This is a genomic window from Methylicorpusculum oleiharenae (genome assembly GCF_009828925.2).
Lineage (GTDB): Bacteria > Pseudomonadota > Gammaproteobacteria > Methylococcales > Methylomonadaceae > Methylicorpusculum > Methylicorpusculum oleiharenae.
Genome location: NZ_WUTY02000002.1, coordinates 24,596 through 37,858, shown reverse-complemented (window position 1 = coordinate 37,858; position 13,263 = coordinate 24,596). Strand labels below are relative to the sequence as shown.

The 13,263-nt window shown below is 40.4% G+C and carries 14 protein-coding genes; 9 read left to right on the top strand and 5 right to left on the bottom strand.

The annotated features are described in order from the left end of the window. The first annotated feature begins 51 nt into the window (after positions 1-51). From GO003_RS23550 to GO003_RS23540, 3 genes are read left to right on the top strand one after another with little or no spacing between them, the layout of a single operon-like run. Positions 52-378, top strand: coding sequence for a DUF6794 domain-containing protein (locus tag GO003_RS23550; RefSeq protein WP_159658569.1), 327 nt, complete (start codon positions 52-54; stop codon positions 376-378). Next, on the top strand, positions 368-961 hold the full coding sequence (locus GO003_RS23545) for a cold shock domain-containing protein (protein ID WP_159658568.1): 594 nt from the start codon (positions 368-370) through the stop codon (positions 959-961). Before GO003_RS23550 ends, GO003_RS23545 begins: the two co-directional genes overlap by 11 nt. Further along, positions 921-1,358, top strand: a complete 438-nt coding sequence (locus GO003_RS23540; protein ID WP_231089251.1) for a hypothetical protein — start codon at positions 921-923, stop codon at positions 1,356-1,358. Before GO003_RS23545 ends, GO003_RS23540 begins: the two co-directional genes overlap by 41 nt. Before the next feature lie 391 nt (positions 1,359-1,749). Here the strand turns inward: GO003_RS23540 and GO003_RS23535 are convergent, their stop codons facing one another. Together GO003_RS23535 and GO003_RS23530 are read right to left on the bottom strand one after the other, a co-directional pair. Beyond that, positions 1,750-2,829, bottom strand: coding sequence for a DNA polymerase beta superfamily protein (locus GO003_RS23535; protein WP_206444636.1), 1,080 nt, complete (start codon positions 2,827-2,829; stop codon positions 1,750-1,752). Between the two features lie 6 nt (positions 2,830-2,835). Beyond that, positions 2,836-3,606: a nucleotidyltransferase domain-containing protein gene (locus GO003_RS23530; protein ID WP_231089250.1), complete on the bottom strand. Its 771-nt coding sequence runs from the start codon at positions 3,604-3,606 to the stop codon at positions 2,836-2,838. A gap of 622 nt (positions 3,607-4,228) precedes the next feature. Here GO003_RS23530 and GO003_RS26720 point away from each other — a divergent pair. Genes GO003_RS26720 through GO003_RS23520 form a run of 3 tightly spaced genes read left to right on the top strand, consistent with a single transcriptional unit; the run spans position 4,229 to position 5,614 of the window. Beyond that, positions 4,229-4,387 (top strand): four helix bundle protein, encoded by a 159-nt coding sequence (locus GO003_RS26720; RefSeq protein ID WP_159655033.1) that lies wholly within the window; start codon positions 4,229-4,231, stop codon positions 4,385-4,387. A 22-nt stretch (positions 4,388-4,409) separates the two neighbouring features. Next, a complete protein-coding gene (locus tag GO003_RS23525; RefSeq protein ID WP_206444635.1) occupies positions 4,410-5,462 on the top strand; it encodes a PDDEXK nuclease domain-containing protein in 1,053 nt (350 codons plus the stop codon). Next, positions 5,459-5,614 carry a hypothetical protein gene (locus tag GO003_RS23520; protein ID WP_159655011.1) on the top strand — a complete coding sequence of 52 codons (156 nt, stop codon included), beginning with the start codon at positions 5,459-5,461 and terminating at the stop codon, positions 5,612-5,614. Before GO003_RS23525 ends, GO003_RS23520 begins: the two co-directional genes overlap by 4 nt. A 202-nt stretch (positions 5,615-5,816) precedes the next feature. On the opposite strand, the gene GO003_RS23515 is transcribed toward GO003_RS23520, so the two are convergent. The 3 genes from GO003_RS23515 to GO003_RS23505 all read right to left on the bottom strand — a co-directional run bounded on the left by GO003_RS23515 (position 5,817) and on the right by GO003_RS23505 (position 8,116). After that, entirely contained in the window at positions 5,817-6,284 is a 468-nt protein-coding gene (locus GO003_RS23515) for a hypothetical protein (RefSeq protein WP_159655009.1), read from the bottom strand. Further along, positions 6,274-6,543 carry a hypothetical protein gene (locus GO003_RS23510; RefSeq protein WP_159655007.1) on the bottom strand — a complete coding sequence of 90 codons (270 nt, stop codon included), beginning with the start codon at positions 6,541-6,543 and terminating at the stop codon, positions 6,274-6,276. The genes GO003_RS23515 and GO003_RS23510 overlap by 11 nt, the downstream gene beginning before the upstream one ends. A gap of 271 nt (positions 6,544-6,814) precedes the next feature. Then, on the bottom strand, positions 6,815-8,116 hold the full coding sequence (locus GO003_RS23505; RefSeq protein ID WP_159655005.1) for a replication initiation protein: 1,302 nt from the start codon (positions 8,114-8,116) through the stop codon (positions 6,815-6,817). A 2,752-nt stretch (positions 8,117-10,868) separates the two neighbouring features. Here GO003_RS23505 and GO003_RS23500 point away from each other — a divergent pair. The 3 genes from GO003_RS23500 to GO003_RS23490 are packed head-to-tail and all read left to right on the top strand — an operon-like array spanning position 10,869 to position 13,205. After that, positions 10,869-11,774, top strand: coding sequence for a ParA family protein (locus GO003_RS23500; RefSeq protein ID WP_159655003.1), 906 nt, complete (start codon positions 10,869-10,871; stop codon positions 11,772-11,774). Next, positions 11,771-12,829 (top strand): ParB N-terminal domain-containing protein, encoded by a 1,059-nt coding sequence (locus GO003_RS23495; RefSeq protein WP_159655001.1) that lies wholly within the window; start codon positions 11,771-11,773, stop codon positions 12,827-12,829. The genes GO003_RS23500 and GO003_RS23495 overlap by 4 nt, the downstream gene beginning before the upstream one ends. Then, on the top strand, positions 12,822-13,205 hold the full coding sequence (locus GO003_RS23490) for a hypothetical protein (RefSeq protein WP_159654999.1): 384 nt from the start codon (positions 12,822-12,824) through the stop codon (positions 13,203-13,205). The genes GO003_RS23495 and GO003_RS23490 overlap by 8 nt, the downstream gene beginning before the upstream one ends. Positions 13,206-13,263 lie beyond the last annotated feature (58 nt).

The following is a 13,263-nucleotide window of genomic DNA, read 5'->3' as shown; positions in this document are numbered from 1 at the left end:
AATTTGTCAAAGTTGTTCAGAAGCCCCCTTCCTTACTGGCATCAAGTTAAAATGTCTAAAAATTGGTCAACATTTTTGCAGGACAATTCCAGGTATCCGGAAACAGTTGCGGAAGCCGTCGATCGGCTCATGGAATTTCTGAGTGGTGAGGAAAAATTGGCGATTGCGGGCACGCCGGAGGAAGATCTGAACGATTTGCACTTTACTCTTGGCATGACGATCCGGAATGCTTTCGGGCTGCACGACGAGGGAAGCAAACTGCTTGATTCCTGTAACCAGACTCTACATCCCGGAGCTATATACTGTTCTGTTCATCCGGATGATGCTTCTGAAGTCATTATTGGCGAGTTATGGAGAAGATTGCAGGATGATGATTAACAAAGGGACGCTGGTCCGCTGGCTTGATGACAAGGGTTATGGCTTTATAAAACAGGACAACGGCGAACAGGATGTTTTCATCCACATTTCGGCATTAAAAGGCATGAGCCGGAAGCCTATTATTGGCGATGTCATTCATTATCAGCTCGGCTTTGATGATAGCGGTAAAAGCCGCGCGGTCAATGCCAAAATAGAAGGCGTCAGTCAATCTCTGACCTTGGCTGCATTTGAAGAGCGCAAACGGTCCAATCCTTCACCGGCCAGGTTAAAACCATATAGATCGCCAGCGAACTTTAGTAAACCGCAACTGCGCTTTAACCCATTCCCTATTATTATTGTCATTGTGCTCGTTGCCGTCGGTTATAAAGCGTTTTCCAAACGCAAAGATATCACCCTATCAACCGCTATTCCCTCAGTTGAATACCACCCAACCAGAAAAATCGAGCCACAGTTCCAATGCCAAGGCAAGGTGCATTGCTCACAAATGACTTCTTATGAAGAAGCCGTTTTCTACCTGCGTAATTGTTCGGGTACCAAAATAGATGGCGATGATGACGGCATCCCTTGCGAAAGTCAGTTTTGATCAAGCACAGGCAGTGGGCCAACTGTTTATCGAACTATTAAAAGCTATCAACCCAGCAGGCATTATGAAGAAAGAGATCCAGAATATTTTTATAGCTTATGTATTACTTTCGACATCATCGCTTGCGCATGCCGAGGGATCCTTGTTGAAAGAGCTTGGCAGTCTCATTGGCAATTTTGGCTCAGGTGTTGGCGAAGAAATCGGCAACAGCATGGCAAAGCAAAAACCGCAATGGATTACGATCGAACCCGGCAGCAAAGAAGAATGTATTGCCAAAGCCGGTGGCGTCCTGAACAACACTTACATGCGTTGCCGTAATGGCCGCCAAGAACAGGTGCGCATTGGCGCTGATGGTAAAAAAGTTGTGCTTAACGAACGTCCAATCCCGACGCACTGATGGATACAACCAAAATTATGACACACGCTTTGGGATCGATACTAAGCACCTATTGGTGGCTTATTCCGGTATTTCTTATTCTTGCTTTTCTGAAATCGCCATTTATGAAAGGCGTATTGGGCGAGTTTATAGTCAATTTGGGGTTAATTAACCCCTACAAGGCACATCCGCTAAGCTTGCCTTTATACTATTCATAACTGGGCAATCTACATAATGGCCGGGTGCTGCCTGCGATCTTCTCTAATAATTGTCGGTTCGAATGTCAGGTACATTGTATTTCAACATCCAATTCCATATACCCTGAATAAAATTACTTCTAAGCGATACCGCTTCAAGGAAATATGTATGCATCAAATTTATAATATTTTTCCTTGCTCAATTTCACTTAAAGCTACGGATACCAAGCTTTTCGGATTTCAATCGCCCATCGTTCAATCTGACCCACATCCGGTTCAACTTGTAATTTGCTTAATGCAAAGCCTTCTTCAATACTTTCCAATTCTGAGGCAGCCTGGGCCATTAAATCTTCATATGCAAATCGACCGGCTTTAATTGCCAGCAATTCGTCTCGATCTGGACGGCGAATTTGCGGTCGTCCAGTATCGGCAATTTCCTTGGCCATTCTCAATAAACGGAAAGTATGCATCAAATTTTTAGCGTCGTAACCGCCACCATGTTCCAGTGTGCCCTGATATCGTTCTTGGTTACGAGACTGCTCCCAGTTCCGATATTCATGATAATCACGAAGACGGCGGGAATATTCATCTTTGTTGAAAACCAACCATGCGCGAGGCAGCATACCTTTTGGAATCGATGATAGGCAAACATCTTGGGATTTGCCTTGATCACTACGAAATAGACCGTTGAATCGAACCTGCCCGAGTTCACAATCGTCTGCATAAAACAGTGCATAGCCATCTCGAACATGGGGCAATGCGGTTAAGCCGCAATACTCGGCCACCATGTCGTGTTCGGAAAGCCATTGTTTAGCAGGAATCGTTTTATCGGCTTGAATAACATGGCAACAGTCGATTGGAAGGGGGAGATCAGTAGAAACCGGATTGAAAATTTTTTTGTTCAGACCTCTCGCTCTTTTGACTTGCATTAATGCATAGCCAGCAAAACTCTCTCTGCACAAGTGGGACATGATAAATTCGGGTTTTATGCGATCCATTAAAGGATGCCGGAAGATAACCATGTCTTGAGGTGCGAACAGCAATTCAATGCAGGCGGGATTATTTTTGGCCAACAGTTTGAGGTATTTTCCTACCTCGTAATAAACGTGGTCATTGCGTTCGCTATTGACTTGATCGACGTAGTGGAAGCCAAAAAATAACTCCTGGGGCAAGATGAACACGCCGCGAGTATCGGTATCGGATTCAGGTGTATCCAACCCATAGGCCTTACTACCACTTATAGTATCGAGTAAAATCAGATTATGGCACTTTAAGTCATCAATACTCAAACTCATGGTTTTCTATTTCAACCCCACACATTTTTGGAAAAGGCGATCCAAGCTTGCCCTGTCGCCAGTCGCCACAGGCAAAAATTTTGCCGCTTCTTGCAGACGCTCCAGTTCACTTCCCAAGTAATCATCGATCATGGCTATGCGAGGAATCGGGACTTGCTCATTGATGAGGAGCTTCCGCTCTTGCAACCCGAATATGGCAATTTTTATTTCAGGTTGATCGTCAAGCAGTGGCAACAGTAGATCCAGTTCCATCGGTGGAATAGATTGGTAACGTTCTATCCAGGACGCCGATAATAAAGGCCTGAGCATATAAAAATATTTTTTGACCTTCGCCGTAGACCCATTGAGTGCTTGACTCATGGTATTACGACAGATCGACAAATAATGGTGACATGCCGTAATCGGAGAAAAAAAAGGATCAATAATATTCCGATATTCACTCAAATCCAGGTTGCACCCATAACAAATCGGCGATTGCAGCCATTCCCATATAACGGGGTTTGACTTGATGAGCAAACGCAATGTTTTTCGTATATCCCAACCGCCCATATCAAGCAGGCCGACAGACGTATCTTCAATAGGCAGATCGATTAGATCACGATCTTCGTCAAGCTTTAGGTACCCTTCTAGGGGATGAACATAAATAAACCGCACGTCGTAATCGCTATCAGGCGATGGGAAGCCCCAAGCCCGACTGCCGGATTCGCAAGCATACAGGATTTTAATCTGATGCTCTCTGGCAATGGTTTCTAAACGGGTTTCGATTAGTGATCGCATGTCTGAACTTACAAATTCTTCAATGGGCATAATTTCGGGATTAAATAAAGGGGGGCCACAGATGATGCAGTTTCCTCATCCAGTTCTAATAGGATTAAGGCTACTCATAAAGAGCAAGACTGTTGCAGTTTTTATTGAATGAATTTGTTTGTAGAAACAAATACCATTAATTTAAAACATCTAAATTGTAACGATAGATTTATGTTTATTCCCACTAAAAACCTAAAAAGAGCTGTTGAATCCGCTATATAGGGGTTCTAAGTCCTAACCCCAGAAATTTTTTAAGTATTGTAAAATCAAAGCTTTACAGGTATCCTGATAAAACAAATGATAACAAACCGTTGAATTTGACCACCATATCACCCTTTGCGTAGCCGCCTGAGAAGGCAAATAACACTAATTAAAACTTAATTGGCATAATTGCATTAATCTGTTGCCAATTGATGCAATAAAGCAATATGTTTATGCAACACTCAAACCCTTGATTTATGGACAAGATCAGATTTATTGCATAAACGAACGTTTACGCAATCAACTTAACGCACCAATTTTGTTCATTCTGTAACGCAAGCTATTGTTATACTGAGTTTTCCAAAATTTCCGGGGTTAGGGCTTACAACCCCTGACTTTACATAAACTCGGAATTGCTCAGAAAGAGACGAACGAGACGTTCTATTGGCTAGAGCGGCTCAAAGAAACTGATTATCTCAATCAAAGCCAGTTTCAAAGCCTCCAACACGAAACCACCGAAATCATCAAATCCTCCAAGAAAAACTATTAACAACTAACAATTTGACCCCCCCATGAATAACGACCCGACACCCTCGACTGCCCCTTCCATGCCCAGCGCCTTGCTGTTGACCGATTTGCGGGAGATCATCGGCCGTGGGAAGTCGCAAGCCGTTGCTGCGGTCAATAGCGCCCTGACCCTGACCTACTGGCAGGTGGGCCAACGCATCAATACCGACGTGTTGCGGGGCGAGCGGGCGGCCTATGGCAAGCAGGTAATACCGTCGCTCGCCGGAGAGCTCGTGGCGCAGTACGGCAAGAGCTTCGAGGCCAGAAACCTGCGCCGCATGATGCAATTCGCGGAGATGTTCCCCGACATCGGAATTGTGACACCGCTGGTGTCACAATTGAGTTGGACGCATTTCACTGTTCTGCTCATGCTGCCAGACGATGCAGCCCGCCATTTTTATGCCCGCCAAGCCATCGACCATGTGTGGAGCAAGCGAGAACTGATCCGGCAAATCGAGCGCAAAGCCTTTGAGCGCGCGCACATTGCGGATAGCAAGCTGGCCCTGGCCACAGCCACCGACGTTACCCATGCGCTTGCGGGCTCGTTCAAAGACCCTTACTTTTTCGATTTTCTCGGCCTGCCGCAGGGCTACCTGGAGAACGATCTGGAGCAGGCGCTGATTCGCGAGCTGGAGCAATTTATCCTGGAATTGGGCAAGGGCTTCGCCTTTGTAGAACGCCAAAAGCGCATGATTATCGATGGCGAAGACTTTTATCTCGACCTGCTGTTTTATCACCGCCGCCTCAAACGGCTGGTGGCCGTTGAGCTCAAGATTGACCGTTTCAAGGCGGCTCACAAAGGGCAGATGGAGCTTTACCTCAACTGGCTGGACAAGTATGAACGCCAGCCCGATGAAGCAGCGCCCATTGGCCTGATTCTGTGCGCCCAAGCAGGCACCGAGCAGGTGGAGCTGATGAACCTGCAAAAAGACAACATCATGGTGGCGGAGTATTGGACGGAACTGCCATCCAAGGCGGTTTTGGAGAACAAGCTCCACACCGCCTTGATTGAAATCAGAGAACGCTTGGCAGAGCAGAAATACATAGCAAAATCATGAACACCTTTTCCAAAGAATCCGAATTTGAAGCTGCCGTGATCCACGAACTGGACCAGCGAAGCTGGGGCGACGCGAATGTCATCAAAAATCCGAGCGAGGCGGACTTGCTGGCGAACTGGACTTCAAACCCCCTTCTATTAAAGCATACCTGATTAGGATGTTACTCATTTACGAAGCAATCCTTAAGGTCCCCCTAAATTATGTGCTGCTTTTGAGGAAGCTTATGCAGTCAATGCTAAAAATTCCAAATCCGGGTTTTGAGTAGAAATGATAAGAATCTATGGCAGTTGCATTTCAGAATGGCACGGGGCCGCAGCCGGAGCATCCGAGTTGACTTAAATGTTATCCCCCTTGTTACCCGATAAAGTCAGCACACTGGTTAGCGTCATATTGAATATCAAAGTCTTTTCCGTTCCAGATCGCCTCGCACGATTCCAAACGATAAGTGTCACCTTGGTTCCATCGAACACCAATAAAATCTTCGATGAGATCCTCAATACATACTCTCTCACCGACCTTGATGTCTCGTGGTATCAAATAGGCTGCAAAGGGTGATGGAAAATTATGCGGGTAGTAAAAGGTAAAATCTATAACCATATCGTAGTCTCTGCCACCGAAATCACCACGAAAATCGCCTATTACCTCGATTTCTCCAGTTTTCTTATTTTGCAATACGGCGTATTTTGATTTAATGCTTTCAGATTTCTCTACCCTCTTAAGCAAGGGAAAAAATCCATTCTGCGCAGCTTCATTTATTGATTTTTCATCTCGAGCAGTCTTAATGCCCCTAAGACTATTTGCTTCTTTCTGATCAGAAAACATTGTGGTTTATTATCCGTATAGCTGGGTCATTGAGATCCAGTTTCAAACAAACTCCTTCATCCTGTATGACAATAGCAATAACTGCATCATCGTCGAGATTTTGAGTATCAATGATATTTTTTCCGCAGAAGTGACAATACTTTTTGATGGCGTCAGAGTGATATAAGTCTTTCCAATTAACCCCATGTGGGCAGTGAAGCCTTTTTATCAAATCGCCTTCATTTGTAAAAAGTTGTTTTGTATTAGGATTAAATTTCATAAGTTCATCGCCGCTTTCCAGATATGGCGTAATTGATATTACATTTCGGTTTGGCGGGTCCAACTCATCTAACGATAAAGTCAGGAAATTTAGTGGATTTTTTCAGGTTATTTTGTATGAATCTGCTGTACGAAACAGATTTTTCAATCAAAACCTTTGATTATAGAAATGTAGCTACAATTAAAACGTCCGGTACCGGACAGTATATATTCTTAGTTATACCTACTACTTAGTAGTACTACTTCACACAGTTTTTTAATAAACAACAGTTTCAAAACTTAGACCGTTCAATCTGTTCCTTTTCAAGCCATAAATTGCTCAAAAACGAGTAAAATACAGCCGACACCATAGTCGACTTAAGGCCGCTCTCTTTAAACTTTTTGGCAACAATAGCATTTGATTCCATGGTCTCAACTAAAAACGACTCTTGTAAATAGACCTTTTCATCTTCAGGCAAAGCATTAAATCGGCATTTCGCTGTTTCAATCTTTAACCTGTTTTCTTCGGCTAGTCTGTTATTTTTTTCGAATATACGCTTTTCTTCCTCAATTTTTTTCTTAGACTCAATCTCTCTTTTTTCCCTAGCTTTCCTTACAATTTCTGGCTCTTTCGTACGGTAATCTTTAGCCAATGCGTCCATGAAAAACCCCATGGGATTCCTAATTTCTTTTCCGCTTGGCGATAAGATCTGATTTTCCACATAGTCAAGGTTCCCAAGAATGTATTCGCTATCATGCTTATCTATTATATCTAACGCAACTTTTGGATTGCAGCCAAACGAAACTAAGCGTTCGTGCAAAGAAGATATACTTGGCGTTTCATCAAAATCAAGGAATGACTGCGGCTTCACGGCCACATTAAAACTGATCTGTTCAACATTTCTTCCGTTTTTGTAAAATATGGCCTCTATCATAATGTCAGATACTTCATTAATTTCTTTTACAGCTGGAGCAATAATTTTGTTATTGAAGTGCTTGAACAACTTATAAGTCGTATTTTCTTCATCATCAACCACAAGAAGAGTTTTCAACTCTCTTACGCTAAATTTTGGGGTGCTCCCCGCGACACGGTAAATTGTCGTATTTTCATACAGCGATAAGGCATAACTCATCGTGAACTTTTTTTGAATCTGCATATTGACAAGCCCACGGTGTTCTTGGGTTGCCATGAATTCACGGATGCGTCTTGGGAAACTAAATGCAACAATACCGTTGGTCACAAATTCTATTTCCGAGATGATATTACTTACACCCCATACTCGTTCCGTATCCTCCCGCAGATAATCCCATTCAACATTGATATTAGTAAGCTTTCTAGCGCTTTCCTTAAAGTCAATAATATTATTTGAATGATATCCAATCATAGCAAACAGGTCTTGACGTTTGATGTAATGAGTTTCTCGACTAGGATCGTCCTTAGCTATGAAATGGAATGCATTGATTAATTTCCTTTGGACAAGCCCCAAACTTCCGGATTGGACTTTAATATGGATTGTGCCAACAGCCTTGTTGAAATGATCGTTGGATTCTTTGTTGCCAAAAGAATCTAATGTTAATGGGAATGTATTATTCATCTGTTAGGTCACAATCTAAACATTTTTTTAGGTGTCTTATGATAATCTTAAAATTTTCTAAATTAGTCAAACTTTATAAAAAATATTAAATTAACAAATAAAGTGACCTTTTTTTCTTCTGAATTAAACGTGTCATCTAGCGCCTTTCACCTTAATCATAAGTCACAAGATTTGTTAAGACTCTTCTAGTTAAGTCACAAAATTTGTTAACAGACCCAATTCATGTTTCTGCTCAAAACAAATTTACTCGTCGGAAATTATGGTCAATATCAAATTACCAAATAAGGTGACTTTTGTTTTGCTCTGAATTGAATAGATCATCTTGCATTAATCTCCAAAAGCATAAGTCACAAAATTTGTTAATGACTGCTACTCATGTTTCTGCTCAAAATGAATTTACTCGTCGAAATTTATGATGAATATTTAATTACCAAAAAAGGTGACCTTTGTATTTTCTGAATTGAATAGGTCATCTTGAATTAATCTCCTAAATCATAAGTCACAAGATTTGTTAAGGATCTTCAGGTTAAGTCACAAAATTTGTTGACGGCGCCAGTCCATGTTTCTACTCAAATCGATGTTACTCGTCAAAAAATTATGGTCAATATCAAATCACCAAATAAGGTGACCTTTGTTATATTCTGAATTTGATAGGTCATCTTGCGCTATTCTCAGAAAGCATAAGTCACAAGATTTGTTAAGGCACTTATAGCAAGGTCACAAAATATGGTAACAACGCCTATTCATGTTTTTGCTCATAACCAAATTTACTCATCGAAATTTATGGTGAATATAAAATCACCAAATAAGGTGACCTTTTTTTGTTCTGAATTTGATTGATCATATTGCGATAATTTCAAAGAACCAAAGTCACATGACTTTATAATCAACTCATTAAGATAAACGCTTAATTCTATGAGTAATTTTATCCCGTACCTTTAGGTCTGGTTTTCCGAACGTTAACTACTTTGAGAAAATTCAATACAAAACACAGAATTATCTTAAGTCAGAAATTGTCGCCTGCAGGAGTTGTCCACTCAAAATTTATGTTAATGGAAACGCAAATTACAAATTCCATCCGCTGGCTTTGCTTGGGTTCAGGTTGATAGGGGTGTGCTATATGCTTCTGTTCAGGGCTTTTCTTTGTTCTTTAACGATGGAGCCCGATTTAGCTGGATTACTAAAATGATGTAGAGCAGGTCAAGCAATTGCTGAGTTCTTGCGGTAACCGTGCTGGCTATGTTTCCTGTGTTGTTACTGACTGAGGTGTATCTCTACCCGCATCCCATTGACTTTGTTAATCCCTACCTGTGTTTATCATCGAGTTGAATGTGAATTAGACCATAATCGGTTTACCGTTGACCTGTAAGCCTTAAGCTCTAGAACAAATAATATGACCTAACAAAAGCTATCACCAAATCTGGTGACTTATTAGCAACAAAAAAAGTAACCTAATACAATTTTTTTAACAAAAAAAGAGACCTTTAGTAACAAATGATGTGACTTAAATTACCAGATGTAGTGACTTAATAATCCAATTTAAGGGTGATAGTTAACAAAATCTGTGACTTATAGTAACAATTTTGGTGACCTTTTTTAATTTTTTACTTCTTATTCAAAAGGTTAAGCATATTAAAGTACACAACAACATAATGTTGTTTGTTGTATTTATAAACAACAACATATAACCATAACAATTACTATGACCTTCAATCTTATTTGTCAACGTTATTAAATAATTGAAGTAATCATATCAGATCGCACTTTAAATCTTTTTTAGGTCGAAATCTGGTTTGATTTACTTAGTCAATTATTTTTCAATCGCAGTAGCAAAAATTTAATCTGCACAGATGCCAATAAAACTGCCTACATACGCCACTGATTATTCGCTATATGTTTGCAACCGACACATAAATTCGCCGGTTCTAAAACAATTTACTCGTTAGCTGAATTTGTCAACAGCTCACGGAAAATCAAACGTGTCGGTCCGAACAGTCTACCGGTTGTCTTGTTCATCGTCTTGATGAGCAAGGGTGTGTTGGCGGTTAAATCCTTACTTTTGCTTCAAAGTAGCTGACATGGGCTTGGTTAATACAGTGCGTCTTGTATAAAGCTAAACTCGACCTTTTGAACTTTTATCATTAAAAGCTTTTATCAAATAAATTTTGCAAATAGGGAAGGATGCAGGTTTGCAGATGACTCAACGACTTGTTTTTGTAGAAAGCCTCCGTCCTTGAACACGTAATTGAGGGCCTTAGCTGTTTGCTGTAAGTATCGAGAAGGAATGTTACGTAACCCAACGAAGCTTATTGGTCGGCTTGCTACCAGTATTATTCTGCCAGGCCATTTCTTCCTACCACATTATGGTTTAACCATTTTTAACCGTTCCGGGTTCATCACACAAAAGTTTGTGCTAAACAAAGCGGCTGGCACAATTTGGAACTAGAGCAGGTGATTCAGGTTTTTTCTCTTGGCTTCCAAGTGGAATTTGAGTCCATGAAGGAGGATAACAGTGTTGTGCTTGCTCATGATTTCATACGAGCATGAAATTATCCAATGCTATTCAGCGTTGCCGACTTTTTATAACACTTATTTAAAAAATGTTAAACGCCCAAATTTGGAAAAAATTTTAATTAGCGAAGCACAAAATATTGCTTATTATGGTACTATCAAGAGGCAGGTATGACTAAGAATATATACCGTCCGGTACCGGACGTTTTTTAAAAATGTATATGATGCTGGAGAAATCATAATGTCCAGAGAGCAAACAATAATACCGACATACTCAAACTTAAAGGTTCTTACTATTAGCAATCATAAAGGTGGAGTAGCCAAAACAACCCTTTCTAAATTATTAACTGAATATTCAGTTAGGGAAGGTGTGCGGGTTTTAGGCATAGATATCGATCCACAATGTAATTTTTCTGCAAGATTTCTAGAAATGACAAATGATGGAATGGACCCTCCTTTACATCCAAACTTTGATCCAAAGGATCCCCTTTGGGATGAGTTACCGTATTCACCACCTGGATATTGGTCTATAGCCCAATTTTTTAGACTAGGATATGTTGAGCCATATCCAACTAATATCCCTAATTTACACTTCATACCATCCCACAAAAAAGAGTTAACAAACTTTCTTGAACAAGTTGAAAGAAAGAGCGTTCAAGAGGCAGTGGTTGATCACATGCGCACAATGTTATCAATAGAATATTATCAAGAAGAATTCGATTTGGTAATTATTGACACTCCTCCTCAAACGTCAGCATTAACCGCCTCAGCTGCACGCGCAGCAACCCACTTATTAATACCTACTGAAATGCAAGAGGATTCCATTGCGGGTATGGCAGATATGGCTCAATTGTGGCAAGCAGAAAATCAAACAAGGGAAGCTGAAAAATTAATGCTAGTAGGTATTTTAGCAACTAAATTTGACCCTCAATCGGCAGCACAACGTCGAACACTAGAACAAGTGTCACAAAATAGTGTGTTAGGAGATAAACTTATTCAGCCACCTATGCGATATCTTCAAACGTATGCTAATAGTTCGTCAACATACGCTAATCCACGATCATTATTCGAAATGCACGAAAACACACCAGCCCGAATAGAGGCAGAGGAGTTTTGTAAAATAATATTTGAGAGGATTTTCAGATGAATACAGAATCTAAAACCAAAAGACCTGGTGTATTGATAAAACGTAAACCTTTGGGTGTTCAGTCCGGGACAATAAATAGGGTGGCTGAAAAAATAGCGGCGGCTGAGTCGGCTACTCTTCAAGAATATGAACTTCGTCAAATTACAGTATCAGATATTGAACTTTGGGATGAGCAACCACGTAAATTTCATCTTAACCTTGAGGATATTTACCGGGGAAAAATTCTCGAAAGTGACGATAATTACAAAGTCAAATCAGAACAGCTTGAAGAGCTTATCGGCCTTTCTATGAGTATTAAGGAGTTCGGCATTCTTAACCCTCCATTGGCTTTAGCTTTGCCTGGTAAGAAAGTTCAACTGCTAGGTGGTCAACGTCGAGTTATGGCTTTCATTTTTTCTATTTTTCATATTCGTACTGTAGAAAATGAAAACCAAGAAGGCTATAACGAAATAATAGTAAACCCCGAACCTGACATGTCGCTTCTATATATTGAACGAATTGAGGTAAAGGTAATATTACGTAGGCCAGATGAATTAACAAAAGAACGCATGGCAATGATTGATAACATGCAACGGGTTGATTTGACGATAGGGGATAAACTTAGATGGTTGATTAGTTTTGCTGATCGTCGAGAAAGTTTAGGTAAAAAAATAAAATGGAGAGATTTAATAGACACATTAGGCGTTTCACGCTCACAGGCTTATGAATGGCTAGCAATAGTTGATAGTAGAAAAGATGCTTATGTTATGGAGGTAATAAAGAAAGTTATTTCTAACCTGGTTTCCTTTAGCAAACTTTTAGAAATAGTTAAAGCTGATCAAGAATTAAGAAAACTCCTTCACGATAAATGGTTCGGCGATCGTCCGGCACCGGACAAAATCTCAAGAGTTTCACTTGGAAAAACAGATAACCTTAAGGCATTGCGTACTCTCGTTCTGACAAACTCAGAAGGTGAATTTAAAGATCATTTCGAGTCAATAAATTGGGATAACCCAAAAAATGCAAAAAAAGGTTTTGAAGAATTTTTAATCTATTGGGAGCGTAAACATGGGTGATCGTTTAGCTCAACATATATTAGAATCAAGTTCAGTTAGAAAAATAACCGTTAAATTACCTTCTTCACTAAAATCATCGTTGCCTGTTAGGATTCTTAACGATGGTTATAATATGCGTCAAAAAAGTAAGTGGGTTGTAGAAGCTATAAATGAATTACTTTCGAGAGAAGGGTGGGAAGGTGCCCTTTTATCTGAACTGATGATAAAACCAAATGCGCAAGATGTTTTTAGTGTCCCAGAGAGTGTTGTTAATAAAATTAATCAAGAAGCTCATCGCGTAGCATTATTGAACCCAAGCTTGAATGCTACTCAATCTTCAATTATTCGTGCAGCAATAAACAGAAGAATGCTTGGTTTGATAATTACAAATACCTAACCAGATCAATTGAGTGTTAGCTTTAGTCCATATTTAACTTCTCGCCCGATTTGAATTG

Coding starts and splice junctions, on each gene's coding strand:
- GO003_RS23550 (WP_159658569.1), top strand. CDS start 52: ATGTCTAAAAATTGGTCAACATTTTTGCAGGACAATTCCAGGTATCCG.
- GO003_RS23545 (WP_159658568.1), top strand. CDS start 368: ATGATGATTAACAAAGGGACGCTGGTCCGCTGGCTTGATGACAAGGGT.
- GO003_RS23540 (WP_231089251.1), top strand. CDS start 921: ATGGCGATGATGACGGCATCCCTTGCGAAAGTCAGTTTTGATCAAGCA.
- GO003_RS23535 (WP_206444636.1), bottom strand. CDS start 2,829: ATGAGTTTGAGTATTGATGACTTAAAGTGCCATAATCTGATTTTACTC.
- GO003_RS23530 (WP_231089250.1), bottom strand. CDS start 3,606: ATGCGATCACTAATCGAAACCCGTTTAGAAACCATTGCCAGAGAGCAT.
- GO003_RS23525 (WP_206444635.1), top strand. CDS start 4,410: ATGAATAACGACCCGACACCCTCGACTGCCCCTTCCATGCCCAGCGCC.
- GO003_RS23520 (WP_159655011.1), top strand. CDS start 5,459: ATGAACACCTTTTCCAAAGAATCCGAATTTGAAGCTGCCGTGATCCAC.
- GO003_RS23515 (WP_159655009.1), bottom strand. CDS start 6,284: ATGTTTTCTGATCAGAAAGAAGCAAATAGTCTTAGGGGCATTAAGACT.
- GO003_RS23510 (WP_159655007.1), bottom strand. CDS start 6,543: ATGAAATTTAATCCTAATACAAAACAACTTTTTACAAATGAAGGCGAT.
- GO003_RS23505 (WP_159655005.1), bottom strand. CDS start 8,116: ATGAATAATACATTCCCATTAACATTAGATTCTTTTGGCAACAAAGAA.
- GO003_RS23500 (WP_159655003.1), top strand. CDS start 10,869: ATGTCCAGAGAGCAAACAATAATACCGACATACTCAAACTTAAAGGTT.
- GO003_RS23495 (WP_159655001.1), top strand. CDS start 11,771: ATGAATACAGAATCTAAAACCAAAAGACCTGGTGTATTGATAAAACGT.
- GO003_RS23490 (WP_159654999.1), top strand. CDS start 12,822: ATGGGTGATCGTTTAGCTCAACATATATTAGAATCAAGTTCAGTTAGA.